Consider the following 12,786-nt stretch of genomic DNA (forward strand, 5'->3'; position numbering starts at 1 on the left):
TTAGAAGTTATTGATCAGTCCCGCGATGGTGTTCATTTCCGTGGCGATGGTATCGCTTTGGGCGGCGACCGTGGATTTCTTGGCGAGAATGCGGGTGGAAACCCCAACGATTTCTGATCGAGCACTGACGAGTTCGGAATGTTCTCCACCGAGTTTGGTCACGTCACCCGCCAACTCCTGAACCGAGCCCGCGAGATGGGATTGCAGTCCGGCAAGGCGCATGGTCTCGCCAGCCAAGGTGCTGACCTGTCCGGCCAGTTTCGCCGACTCTCCCGCGAGTTTGTTGGTCTGGCCCGCGAGCTTGCACTGCTCGGCGTATACGCCGGTGATGTCTCCGGCCAACTCAGTCACCGCGCCATTTAGCTTGGTGTGGTCCACCCGCATGGTATTGACTTGCGTCTGGAGCTGATTCACTTGGGTGGCGAGCTTGTTTTCGTTTAGGCTCATATTGAACTTTTGGGGAGCCATTTCGCCTTTGATGGCCGCCGTGAAGGCGAACTTGGAGATCAAGAAGGCGTCGGCGGCGACACCCACGACGACTTTTTCCATGCCACCGCCGACGAAGGTGAAATCGTTCCCGAGAATGGCCTTATTAGTAACCTGGGCATCAACTTTAAGCAATTTGCTCGTGCTGATGTGAACGCCCCAGACCTTGCCAGCATCGCTGTTCTTCTTGTTCTCCGCCATTTGCTTTTCCAACTGGTCGATCTGCTGTTCATTTGCCTCGACCTGTTCATGGTCGGCCGCGGTCTGGGCATGGTCAGTCTCGGCCTGGGCATGGTCGCTGGATGCCGTGGAATGATCTGTGGCGGCCTGGGTATGGTCGCTGGCCGCCGTGGAATGATCCGTCGCGGCCTGGGTGTGATCGCTGGCGGCGGTGGAATGATCGTTGGATGCTGTCGAATGATCCGTGGCGGCCTGGGTATGGTCGCTGGCGGCGGCGGAATGATCCTCGGTTGCGGTGGAGTGATCCGTCTCCGCCCGTGCATGATCACTCTCGGCTCGGTCATGGTCCGCGCTTGATTGGCCGGAATTGCCGCCGCCGGATGGGTCGGATGGACCAGTGGGGAAGGCGCCGATGATCACGCAACTGCCCGCCATGGGAGAGGCCAGGTGGATGCGCTGATTGCCCGCTTGGTCCTCGATGTGCATCTTGTTGCCACCAGCCGTGGTTAATTTGCACATGGAGGCGCTTTCGCTGCTGACCTGACTGGGGTTTTCCGGATTGGGCGCGGCGCCGGCGATAATCGGCTGGTCCGGATCGCCGTCGATAAAGTGCAGCATCACCTCGCAGTCTTTATGCAGGGGAAAATGCAACCCGTGATTCGGGCCGCCATAGGGCTGGATCATGCGCAGCCAGCAGGAGGCCTTGCCATCATGGCGACCGGAGAGATCGAAGGGCAGGATCACCTTGTACCGGCCATGGGGGTCGAGTTCGGCGTACTGTCCGCTGCCGGCGCCGTCAACGCGCGCCGTGAGGGATCCGGCGATGCGGGGTTTGGACGTGGTCCGGGGCGGGCGAAACTGGGTTGTCGCGGGAATGCATTGGAAGCTGTTGCGGTAGAACAGCTCATCGGTCATCTCCTCGTCGCCAAGGCCGAGGCCGCTTAACAGGTAGCGCGCCTGGTTGCCCTCGTGCCGGATTTGCGTGGTCAGGTAATCCTGGTTGAATGCGTCGCGAAAATGCCGCCGCATGCGAAAGACATATCCAGGGCGCAGGGCCGGAATGGAGGACATGCCATGAAAGACCTTCTCCTGGCAGCGGTATTCCTCGGCCCGCACCTTGGCGAGGTGATTGCCTTCGTGCGTGTCGAGGAAATGTTCGCCGTAGAGATAGATTTCGCCGCGTCCCTTGTCCTGAACATGCGCCTTGCCGCTGAGATTTAGGCTGGGCTTCATGTAGTTGTAGCCCTTGAGTAGGACGTTCTTGGGGAGCGGACTTTGCTTGAGCGTGAACCGCTTGATAACCTGGTCGGCGAGGCTCGCGTCCAGTCCCGTGGGCGGGGCATAGTCGAACGTCTCATGCCCAGGAAGTGTGGAGTGAGCGATCAGGGTATCGGAGGCGATCATCTTCTCGCCCTGGTCGTTCTGCTCGAACCAATAATACAGCCCGTCGCGTTCCATCCAGCGCGACACGAAGGCGAAGTGGGACTCGTTGTACTGACAGAGATAATCCCAGGTCGGGTATGTTTCCTTGAGCTGAAAGTCAAAATCCAGCCCTGGCGAGAGTCCGCCGTCCTTCAGCACCGCGCCGAGGAAGGCATCCAGTTTTTGATTTAGAAACACCTGATTGTGGTGGGTGAGAGTGAGCCACCAGAGCTTCGGCCGGAGTTCAGCGCGGTAGAACACCCAGGAATCGGCCTGGTGGAGTTGCTCGAAGGAGGCGAGGATGCCGTGAAAGGGTAGGTCGCCCTTGCCATCCTGGGACGTGGTGGTCTTGATGGTAAAGGTGGCCGGGCTTTGCAGGATGGCATCCAGATCGAGATCGGCCTGCTCCGAGACCAGCAGGATCTCGAAGCGATAGAGTTCCGACAGCCCCTCCTCGCCCTGGAAGCGAACCACCATGAAAGTGTCTTGATCAACCGCCTGACTGTGGAAATGAAAAGCATGGTCAGAAAGCCGCGGCATGATGTCCTCCGATAGTCTGGGCTGCCGTCTGAACAAGGTCATTTTGTTCGCCATGGATTCCCTGCCAGAAAGCCCTCCCAGAAAGCGGGATGGCCGCGGTTGAACGAGGTGGCGATAGCCATGATTATAGCCCGGAATCTAGACTCCACCGGCACAGTACAGCGTCTCTCAGGTGGTGACCGCGGGAAATTGAACGGAAGACAAATGAGACTGAGCGCCAACCGCACGAATTCCTAGGCAACCTGACCAACTCAGTAGACCAAGAAGAATTGGGTTGTCTCTCCGAATCCTATGGCAGGCTCCGAAATGTCACACCCAGTTGCAAGTCAAGCGGGCGGGTTTTGACGGATGAATCGCTATCACCTTGAACTCACAGGCCACTTGCTGCCGGGTGCCGATGCCCAGCAAGCAGCGGCGGTGCTCGCCAAACTTCTTGGCACCACACCTGATAAAGCGGGCAACCTCTTGGAGGGCAGGGTCCACCGTTTTCGCAACCCATTGGTCGCGGAGCGCGCCGAACATCTGCGTCGTGGACTCGAACGCGCTGGCATCGGCTGCCGGTTGGAACCTATCTTCGTGGCTTTGGCTCCGGCCGCCCAGGCGTTTACCAAAGCCTCCAATCTGCAGCTCACCACACCCGGGTTTTCCTGCCCCAAATGTGGCCAGGCACAACCGCCAAGCGACATCTGCCAGTTTTGCGGTATTGTCTTCGATAAGTACGAGGCGGCCGAGCGTCGCCGCCAGTCCGTGGCTGGTGGCGACCCCATTGCCGTGGCACCTGCCGAAACCTTTCCCTTTAGGCTCGTCAGCCAGTTGATGCTGCTCGTTTTCCTGACTAGCTTGGCCATCGCCCTGTGGAGCAATTGGCGCAAGGACCAGTTTCCGCCCGCCGAGTTCTACGACCTTGGCCGACTGCAGGAGCCTCGGCAAAGCAAGACGGAACTTGAGCCCTTCCATGTGGAGGCGGAAGGCATCCGCTATCTGATCGAGCCGCTGTTTGATTATGAACTCGATGGCGTGGTGGTCAGCCTGCACGATAGTGATGCCTTTATCGATGTCTACCATTTCAAGGACTGGAAGGACTTCCTCAATATCCGCGACCTATGCGTGGTCTGGGGTGAGAATGTTAGCAGCGGTGTGTTCCGCGACATGGACTACAAGAACACCACCTGGACCTGCTGGATCTCGACCCGCGACCCCAGGGCCGCGGCCAGTTTCGACTGGCGGCAACTGAGTAACAACCATCTCCTGGCGCATGAGTCCGACCTTTACAAGGCTATCAAGGAAGCCGAAATCGGTGATCAGATCGCGTTCTCCGGGCAACTCGCACGCTATTCCCATGATGGCGGGTTTCATCGTGGCACCAGCACCTCGCGCACCGACACTGGCAACGGCGCCTGTGAGACCGTCTATGTTCAAGATTTCCGCATTGTGCGTAAATCCAACCCAGGCTGGCGGCGGGCCCACCGCTTGAGCAGCGCCTTGGCGGTGCTGGCGCTTGCCGCGCTCGCGGTGCTTTTTGTTGTCTCCCCTTATCGTCCGCATCGCTAAGGCGAAGGCAGCGCCGGGTCATGCTAACGAGCGAGGCGACCTTGATCATAAGCGGGACAAAAACCAAGTCATCAAGTCGGCATATTATCTCTCTGGAACACGCAGGCTGATGAGCCTGCAAGAGAGCAGCGCCGAAAAGTCCGGCTTTGGCACTCTTGTTTGGGCTAAGATTGGCGCGCCAAGAGAAAGGTAACCGATGGATCCAAGGCGCTGAAAAAGGCGGGTCACAGGTCGCCAGCGCTTCAACATGAGAAGACAAACCAATGAAAAAAATCACGATTCTGGGTCTTGTGGGAATGATTTCGGTGTTTGCCAGCGCGCCCATGGCGGGTACACCTCTCGGCGGCCTGGCTGTCGCGCTTTCCCCGGATGAGGATACCCTGGTGACGGCCGGGGATAACCGCACGCTCTATGTGCTGAATGCGGCGGACATGGAGATCGTCAACCGGGTTTGGCTTGGAACCTGCATCGTCAAGCTGGATTTCGACAAGGATGGCAAGGTTCTTCTGGCGGAGGCCTCCGATGGAAACCTGCTATCCATTGATACCACAAGCTGGCAGGTGGCGGGAAATCGGCCGAAGTCCGAGAAAATGAGCGTCGCCCGGGCAGTGAATCGCGTCGCGGTGCTAAACCCAGATCACAACGGGCATAGCATCAGCTTTCTCGACATAAGCGATCTTAGCGAGCAAGGCCGTGTCACCTTGCCCAAGGGGCAGAAGGTCGCGGCCCTAGGGCTCGATGCCGCGGGAGAACGCCTTGGCATTCTGACTGAAAGCGTCAATGACGAATCAGAACCAAAAGAACCCAAGCCAGCGGATCTGCGCGGTCTGGAGGGGGATGAGTTCAGGCTGAAGCATGACGGGAAAACGACCCAATTCCTGGTGTTCAAGGTTCCCAGTGGGGAGCCGCTGTGGGAACAAAAGACCTACTATTCACCCAGCATGACAGGGATGAAAGTTCTCTTTGATGGCGAAGCCGGCGTTGCGGTGAATTACAGCGACTTGAACGCAAAAATCACCCCAGAGGGCGAGGTGAGTTTGTTCAAGCTGGACAATGGATTCAACTACGGAACAGGTTTCTCGCATGATCAGAGCATTCTCCTGACCGGTGGCCTGGCGAAAGGGACTTACACCAAGGTTGGCGCTGTCAGCATGATGACCTTCAGTCCCGACCGACTCCAGGGTTGGCCCGAGTATTTCAAGGATTTCGCCATCTCCGAGGATGGCACCGCCTATGGCGCGACATCGGGTTACCGTATTGTCACGGTCAAACCTGGTGGCATGTTCGCGAAGAGCACACCCATCTTCTAAGCCCTATCTGCTAAGCACGGTTCCGCTTGGGGTCATCATGATGACAAAGGCAACGCAGCTCAGTCCGCGGACTTCCTATCTTGTCGCGGTTCTGACCGCGTTCGCCGTCATATACCCGGCATTGTCCACCGCCTGGGCTGCGCGGCTGGACAATGCCATTGACCCAAGCGGAAGCTGGCGCAATGCCCAGGGGTCGCTTTCGCTGATGTTGGCGGGCGATGCCCTGTCGTTTTCCTATTCCTCGGTTTTCGGGCCCGCAGCACATATCTGCGACGGCGCTGGTGTGGCGGGCTTGGTGGGCAATGGCCTTTATCACTACCAGGATGGTCAGGGCACCCTGGCCATCCAGGTGGCCGAGGGCGGGGTGCGCATGGAGCAGGTGGCGGGCGTCCTGTCATTTTGCGGAGCCAACTGGCCGGGTGCGCGCTTCAGCCGGGATGGCTTTACTGCCGTCGAGGAGTTTCGCGTCATCACGCCCGTGTCGCGTTTTTATGTGGTTATGCCCGCGCCGCCGATCCTGAGGCAAGCCTATGTCGTTCAAGGCGATCTGGTCCAAAGCGTTCCGATACAGCACGAGCAGGCCCACGACTATGTCCTGGCGCGGTACATCGGCCCCAAGGCAACCACGGTCGGCCTGATCAAACAATCGACCCTGCAAGCGACCCAACCCGCGAACCGGAAATTGGGCATCCCTTTCATTCGTGGTGAATATCAGTCGATCCGCGAGGCATTGCCGCGACTGGCGACCGAGCAAGCAGACATTCTCGATTTATCGACCGAGGGAGGTGAAGCAAAGGCGTTTCGCGATCCTGATGGGCGTATTCGCCTAATTGAACTCGAGCTTTACTTCGATACCGGAATGACACGCGAGGAGTTTTACTTCAGCGAGGGTTTCTTGATTTTTGTACTACGGGCAAGGCATCAATATAACGCGCCTTTTTATCTTGGCCAGCAAGAGGCCGATGCCATGGATTTGGAAGCCTTCGACGCCGAGAAGACAAGCATCACGGAAGATCGCTTTTACTTTCAGCATGACAGGATGATTCGCTGGCTCGATGATGACAGGAACGTCATGGTCGCGGAGTCCTCATCGTTCAAGGACAACGCAAGAGACCTCCAGCAAAGAGCGCATGATCTCATGTCCCGGTTCGATCAAGGCCAATAACCAAGCGTATCGTACTGGAATATTGGACTATCCTTAGTTTAGGAGGCGGTATGAAGTGGCTTGTCACCGGATTGGTGGTCGTTCTCCTGATCGCTTTCCTGGTCTTTTTTATTCGCAGTCGTGGTGGCGAAATGGTCATGCTGGCCGATTTGGACAAGCAAATCGTGCAACCTTACATCGCCATGGTGGCAGCGGATGAGTATGATCGCGCCTATGACTTGCTGAGCGAGGATTATCGCAAGGAGGTACCGCTGGAGACCTTCTCCGCGGGACATGAGAAACGACAACAAGAAAAGGGCGTCATCTCGGCGAACGAGTTGATCAGGGATAGTGTTATCTACAATCTTTTCTCAACAAAACGCGAAGTCCGGCTGAAGTATGTGCTTTATTACGGTGACAACAGGGAGACCGGCTGGATAATTCTACAAGAAGAAGACACCGACCAATTCGCCATTGATGGCACCTATTATGAGAGCGTCGGGGACAGCTTGGATTTTCGCTTGTGGTGATTGCGTAAAACCGCGGTCATCGACCCAATAACATGTTGCGAGGCATTAGCGACAAAGTCGCGCTCGCTGTGACGAGGAACCCGCGGACCCTAGTGAAAGATACCCAAAGGCGTCATGGATAGCCTGGCCCGGACTTTCCAAGATGTTGCGGGATGGGAATCAAGCAGGTGATTCGCTTCGCTCGGGTTGTCAAACTGTTAGCCTAGTTTTTGCCCAGGAGCCAGTCGCGCACCTGTGTCGAGTCGCTAACCCTGGCCCATAGGACAGGTGAATCGAGAAAAATCATAATGACCCGGCGGTTGTCGATACGGGCTTGCATCACCAGACAATAACCGGATTCTCTGATAAACCCGGTCTTGCTAACATCGATTTGCCAGGTGGGATCCCTGACCAGCGAATTACTGTTGCGATAATGCAGTGGACTTCCGTCGGCAAAGGGCCGCACTGTCATTTCACCTTTCGCGGTGATTGCCCGTATGAAGGGGTAAGTGTCCGCTGCCCTCACTAACTTGACCAGATCCTCGGCGTTGGAGCGATTGTTCCCATTGAGTCCGCTCGAATCGGCGAAATGGGTGTTGGACATCCCCAGTGATTTGGCTTTGCGGTTCATTGCCGCAATAAAAGCCGGGGTACCACCGCGAAAGGTTGTCCGGGCCAGGGCATGGGCGGCTCGATTATCAGATGACATCACCGAAACAGCGATCATCTCCCCGCGCGACAGGGTCGCCTCATTGATACGCAGTCGCGAGCGGCTGTTACGCAGCCGGTCGCGATCATCCTCGACGATTTTGATGGGTGTCTTCATTGGCACTCCCGCATCCAGCACCACCATTGCAGTCATCAGCTTGGTAATCGAGGCGATGGGTTTGATCTGCTGAACGTTCTTAGTGTAGAGACGGTTGCCGTGTTCATCGACGATCAGTGCACTGGCGGAATGCAGATTCAGAAGTGACGGGTCAAGCCGCGTCCAGCGACTGGCTCTGGGCCGCAGATTCGCTGCAATCCACTCATCCAGCGCCGAGCCACCCGTTGTCTGTGACCAGTCTTGCGCCTCGATCACCGGAGCTGCCGCCGGCCGCGGCACATCATCTGGGCGGTTTTCGTGATTTGACGCACAGGATGCTGCACTCAGGATCAGGATACCGAGCAGCAACTTAAGCATTGGAATCCAGCCCGAATGCCTGGGTAAGCGGTCGGAAAAAAAGCGTAGGACGAAGCGCGATGCGGACAACCAAGTCATGTCGACGGTTTTGTTGAGTTCTGGATGCATTTCGGGTGGGCAATTATTGGTGGATGCCGTGAATGGGGTCAAGGGTCGGTTCGTGGAGTCACCGGGCGGTCGAGCTCGGAAAGTCGCGGTTGCTGCCGACCCAGTTGGGAGCTAACAAAGACCCGCCGCCTAGCCTATATTGTCAAGACAACTCTACTTCCCGCCGTTGTGATTCCCCGCTTGGTTGAAGACAAGCAGTCTGATCTTCTCGCGTTGTTGATCAGTGTGTTCTTCAACCGACTTTTCCGATATCGCACGCTCGCCATGGTGCGTCCGAAGGCGGCTCGCTGTCCCCGGTGAGCTGTTCGCCAGGTTCCAAATCGCGTTTTATGCCGATCCGGTGGATGCCGCCTTTAAGGCCGTTGGGGTGGAGTAACTGGGGAAAGTCCTGGCATGAAGATGCCCCAGGCGCGCCGCTTTCCTGAAGCCATTGCAGCCAATGTAGCCGGGGAGCCTCGCGTTGATGCAGTTTTCGCTTTCAGCCTGCCCCTGGCTACAATGGCTTCATTTGAACCAGATGGAACAGGGTGGCTAGTCTGATTGGACTACAGATGCTCGATTCGGTGGTAATCGACGCCCCAATCTTTCCCGTCGCGGAAATTTTCTATCGAGACCACCCCGTCGATGTTCACAAGTTTTATGTCGACTGATCTAGCGCCAGCAGTCCTGCCAGCATCACCAGCAATCCCAGTAGTGAGAGGGTGTCCGCGGCGCGCCAGCGGCTGCTGTCGAGCAGGTAAAAGCGGCCTCGAAAGCCGCGACAGCGCATCGCCGCCTCAATGCGCCGCGCGCGGTGGAGACTGCGCACCAACAGCATGCCGATGAGCTGGCCATAGCTGGTCCAGGTGTGACGGTTGCTGCGTGCGACAAAGCCGCGCGCGCGCATCGCCAGGCGCAGACGCGAAAACTCCTGGTGCAGTAGCGCGATTTGGCGCAGGGTCAGGAGCAGTAGATGTGCCAGCCGGTTGGGAAGGCCAAGGCGCGCTAGCGCATGGCCTAGCACGGCTGGCTCCAGGCGGCTAAGCATTCCCATGACTGCTAGTGCAACGGCGTGCGCCTTGAGAACGATCAGGGCGGCGAGCGTGACCCCGGCCTGTGTGGCGGTCATTGGCCCGAGTGCGAACAGCCTATCCCCTGGCACGCTGAAGGGCAGCGTTAGTAGCAGTACAAGCATCAGGCTTTCAAACACCAGCAGACGCCAAATCAGTTCACGCAAGGTCAAGCCGGCGAGCATGACCGTCATTACCGCCAGGGCGAGGGCCAGGCCAGCAGTCACAAGGGAATCCAGACTAAGGGTGATGAGCGCGAAGAGCAGTGTGGCAATCACCAGGGCGCGCGGATCGTGATGTTTGAGACGTCCCCCGCCGCGCGGAGCCAGTAGCGGAGCTGCGGCGGTCATTGGTCCGACCGCGAGCGTTGACAGCGCCACCACAGAGCTAGGCCAGAGAGGCCAAAAATATAGCCGATGCCTCCGAGGATATCCTGCAACCGCAGCGCCTCGCGCGTTGCCAGCAGTTCCTCGCGCAGGGGACGCAGCTGGCGAGCGAGGGCAGCTTCTAGCGCAGGGGGCATTTGGTGTAACTGAGCGGGTGCCTGTGACTCGCCGGCGGCGGGTCCCCGTTCGGCGGTCGGCTCGGGGCTTTGCTTGGCGGCAATGGCTGGTGTATCGGCGGCTGCCTGTGAAAAGGCGCCAGCCAGCGCCGCGGCCGGGATTTGCCACTCGGCGCGATGACCGTCCGCCGTCTCGGCGATCACCCGATGCGCCACCGGTGCGTTGATCTGGTAACTGAAGCGGCCATCTGCGGTCGGCTCCAGTTCGGCCATGGGCTCACCGGCCGCATTGGTGATGATGATCCGCGCGCCGCTGGCCGGGCTGCCGCCGGTGAAGTAGGCCGTGCCCGAGAGGCTGCTGCCCTCAACCGCGGCGAATACCTGAAGCTTGTGGGCGAGGACTGGATTGGCGCTGAGCAGGAGTATCAATGCCCCAGCACCCGCGCCAACCCGGAGCAGCAGATGCCAGGCGGCTGCGGGGATGGCTTCAGGGACAAGTTCAATCATGTGATTCATCGTGGTTGGTCTCGGTGTGAAACACGAGCTCCGGAGCGACCCGCAGCAGAAAACTGACAATGGTCGCGGTGATCAGTCCCTCCACCACCGCCAGTGGCAGCGAGATGACCACCAGGGTCTTGGCCGCCGGCACAAAGGGTTTGCCGCTTAGCGCCAGGCTCAGGGCTACCGCGACGCCGGTCAGCAGTACTCCGGCAACACCCGCCAGGGTGCCGATCAGCCAGGCTTGGGGCGGATCGGCGCGGCGCAGCGGGGCGCGCAGGGCCGCGGCACAGAAGAGCGCTGGCAGCGCCAGGTTCATGGTGTTGACACCCAGGACCACCAGGCCACCAAAGCCAAAAAAAACCGCCTGCAACATCAGGGCGACGAAGAGCGCCGGCACGGCCATCCAGCCCAGTAGTAAGCCCATTAGCCCATTGAGCAGCAGATGCACACTGCTTGGTCCCAGTGGAATGCTGATGAGGGAAGCGACAAAAAAGGTCGCTGCCAGCACGGCCGTTTGGGGCAGGCGTTCGTCATCCAGGCGGCGCAGAGCCACAGCCAGCATGCCGGCCGTGACCACGGCGCCCAAGGTCAGGACGGGGGCGCTGAGAACCCCATCAGGGATATGGGCCATGGTGGGCGCATCCTAGCGCATGTCGCGCGCGCGCACCCAGATGAGCGCGCCCTGTTCAACCGGAACCGGCGTGCCATCCGGGTTTGGCATGGGTTGATCGCCTTCGATGAGTGCCGCGAAGCCCCACCAACCCGCGCGCGGCATGGCGTAGCTAAAGACTCCCTGGCTGTCGGCCTTGACCACCTGGGTGATAAAGGCATCGGCGGGTGGCTTAAGACTGCCATCGTTGCGCCATTCCACCTCGACCTCGGCGAAAGGGACTGGCTCGCCATTTCTCTTGACTACTCCGGTGAAGAGGTTCCCCGCCCAGAGCCCATAGGGTCGGGTCAGGGGTTGGATCTCAACCGGGAAACCCACCATCCGATCCCAGCCATCGCCGGCGCCATGGGCATCCACGACGGTTTTGGTGTAGTGGACGATCATCACACCCTCGGCCGGCTCCCAATAGGCGGCGGGTTCGACGAAAAAGACATAATCTCCAGGCGCGCGCACAACATAGTCCGCCTGATAGGCGAGCTGACCATCGACCTCGACGGACTGCAGGCTTTCGCGTAGATCTTGCTGCCCCTCGCCTGTCAAGACCCCGAAACGCTCGGGTTTGCCCATAGCCATTGCCGGTCCTTGCTCCATCGGATGGGTGAAGCTGAGCTGGAGTGTGAGTTCTTCGGCGGTGGTCTGATCGACGATCTCGGTTGAGGAAATGAGTTCCTGGAAGTGGGCAGACGCTGGCAGGCAGAAGTGGAGGAGGGCGATCCCCAGGGTTGGGGCAAGCCGCTGGATGGGGTTAGATTCCAAGCTTAGGTGATGCATGAGGGGCCTCCGAGTCAGGTGTTCTGGCAACAGTATTATAAAAAACTATTTTATCATACTATCGCAGCCGGCCGGCCTAGCCTTTATCAACATTGACAACCCGGACGTCTCGCTGCTGTTCTCTACCGCCGGTCAATACTAACTGCCCTTCGGCGCCTATGTGACCAACCTGGTCTCCGATGCGCTGATGTGGAAGATCGGCGCGGCATGCAAACCGCCGCCCAGCTTGGCTTTATCCATGAGGGCTTCAATGGCAGTCTCTAAGCCTTCAATGGTGACAACAAGGTTCCGACACCCTGCGGGTGTCAAGGCACCGAGGAAGCTGTTGCGCTGGAACTGCCGGGATGCAGCTGGTTGTTTGGATGGTCGGTTGAAGTGTTGGATAACACAGATCTGTCCTTTGTATTTCGCCACGACAGCGACTATGGAGAGCGTAATGGCGGCTCCGGTGAAAACGCCATCGCCCTGGTTGCCCAACTCGCCGTGGAATTCTGAAGGCACCCGAGAGTCGCTCGGCGAGCTGGAGATAAGCGCCATAGGGGACATGGATGATCTGGCAGTGGTATCAACCTAGTTTGATGATGCTGCCATCTAGTTGCATGGGGCCTGTAGTCTTGCCTGCGAATTTTGAGGATTTGAGGGAAATCCCCGAGGTCTTGCTCAGGGTCAGTTTTTGCGAGGCTGTGGCTTTGAGCACGACGTTTCTATCATCCAGCTTGGAAAGCACGCCCGTTGAAGCCAAACAGAAAACCGCCAATGGTGGCCACGAAGGACAAGAAAATCACCCAGGCCAGGCTTCCTTCCTGGCGGCTGTTGGAGATTGTGCCCACGGCTTTACCCTCGAATGATTTGTCTTGTGT

General features: G+C 58.5%; 12 protein-coding genes. 5 read left to right on the forward strand and 7 right to left on the reverse strand.

What is annotated here, in order from left to right; genetic code table 11:
• Nucleotides 1–2,628 carry a type VI secretion system Vgr family protein gene (locus tag Thiowin_RS06570; protein ID WP_328986943.1) on the reverse strand — a complete coding sequence of 876 codons (2,628 nt, stop codon included), beginning with the start codon at nt 2,626–2,628 and terminating at the stop codon, nt 1–3.
• A 348-nt stretch (nt 2,629–2,976) separates the two neighbouring features.
• Between Thiowin_RS06570 and Thiowin_RS06575 the strand changes: the two genes are divergently transcribed.
• The 4 genes from Thiowin_RS06575 to Thiowin_RS06590 all read left to right on the forward strand — a co-directional run bounded on the left by Thiowin_RS06575 (nt 2,977) and on the right by Thiowin_RS06590 (nt 7,163).
• The gene (locus Thiowin_RS06575; RefSeq protein WP_328986944.1) at nt 2,977–4,179 is read left to right on the forward strand and encodes a hypothetical protein; all 1,203 of its coding nucleotides are present in this window, start codon (nt 2,977–2,979) and stop codon (nt 4,177–4,179) included.
• Nucleotides 4,180–4,442: 263 nt separating this feature from the next.
• The gene (locus Thiowin_RS06580) at nt 4,443–5,489 is read left to right on the forward strand and encodes a YncE family protein (RefSeq protein ID WP_328986945.1); all 1,047 of its coding nucleotides are present in this window, start codon (nt 4,443–4,445) and stop codon (nt 5,487–5,489) included.
• 37 nt (nt 5,490–5,526) lie between these two features.
• The gene (locus Thiowin_RS06585) at nt 5,527–6,654 is read left to right on the forward strand and encodes a hypothetical protein (protein ID WP_328986946.1); all 1,128 of its coding nucleotides are present in this window, start codon (nt 5,527–5,529) and stop codon (nt 6,652–6,654) included.
• Nucleotides 6,655–6,704: 50 nt separating this feature from the next.
• The gene (locus Thiowin_RS06590) at nt 6,705–7,163 is read left to right on the forward strand and encodes a hypothetical protein (RefSeq protein WP_328986947.1); all 459 of its coding nucleotides are present in this window, start codon (nt 6,705–6,707) and stop codon (nt 7,161–7,163) included.
• Between the two features lie 202 nt (nt 7,164–7,365).
• Here Thiowin_RS06590 and Thiowin_RS06595 read toward each other — a convergent pair whose 3' ends face one another.
• From Thiowin_RS06595 to Thiowin_RS06620, 6 genes are all read right to left on the reverse strand, one after another.
• Entirely contained in the window at nt 7,366–8,325 is a 960-nt protein-coding gene (locus tag Thiowin_RS06595; protein ID WP_408034171.1) for a D-alanyl-D-alanine carboxypeptidase family protein, read from the reverse strand.
• A 745-nt stretch (nt 8,326–9,070) separates the two neighbouring features.
• Nucleotides 9,071–9,832, reverse strand: a complete 762-nt coding sequence (gene cbiQ / locus Thiowin_RS06600; RefSeq protein ID WP_328986949.1) for a cobalt ECF transporter T component CbiQ — start codon at nt 9,830–9,832, stop codon at nt 9,071–9,073.
• Nucleotides 9,829–10,491 carry a carboxypeptidase-like regulatory domain-containing protein gene (locus Thiowin_RS06605; protein ID WP_328986950.1) on the reverse strand — a complete coding sequence of 221 codons (663 nt, stop codon included), beginning with the start codon at nt 10,489–10,491 and terminating at the stop codon, nt 9,829–9,831. Before Thiowin_RS06605 ends, cbiQ begins: the two co-directional genes overlap by 4 nt.
• Nucleotides 10,484–11,116, reverse strand: a complete 633-nt coding sequence (gene cbiM / locus Thiowin_RS06610; protein ID WP_328986951.1) for a cobalt transporter CbiM — start codon at nt 11,114–11,116, stop codon at nt 10,484–10,486. The genes Thiowin_RS06605 and cbiM overlap by 8 nt, the downstream gene beginning before the upstream one ends.
• 12 nt (nt 11,117–11,128) lie before the next feature.
• Nucleotides 11,129–11,926 (reverse strand): DUF4198 domain-containing protein, encoded by a 798-nt coding sequence (locus tag Thiowin_RS06615; RefSeq protein ID WP_328986952.1) that lies wholly within the window; start codon nt 11,924–11,926, stop codon nt 11,129–11,131.
• A 156-nt stretch (nt 11,927–12,082) separates the two neighbouring features.
• On the reverse strand, nt 12,083–12,427 hold the full coding sequence (locus tag Thiowin_RS06620; RefSeq protein WP_328986953.1) for a hypothetical protein: 345 nt from the start codon (nt 12,425–12,427) through the stop codon (nt 12,083–12,085).
• 47 nt (nt 12,428–12,474) lie between these two features.
• On the opposite strand from Thiowin_RS06620, the gene Thiowin_RS06625 reads away from it, so the two are divergent.
• On the forward strand, nt 12,475–12,774 hold the full coding sequence (locus Thiowin_RS06625; protein ID WP_328986954.1) for a hypothetical protein: 300 nt from the start codon (nt 12,475–12,477) through the stop codon (nt 12,772–12,774).
• The last annotated feature ends 12 nt before the right edge of the window (nt 12,775–12,786 follow it).

This window comes from Thiorhodovibrio winogradskyi (assembly GCF_036208045.1).
GTDB classification, from domain to species: Bacteria; Pseudomonadota; Gammaproteobacteria; order Chromatiales; family Chromatiaceae; genus Thiorhodovibrio; species Thiorhodovibrio winogradskyi.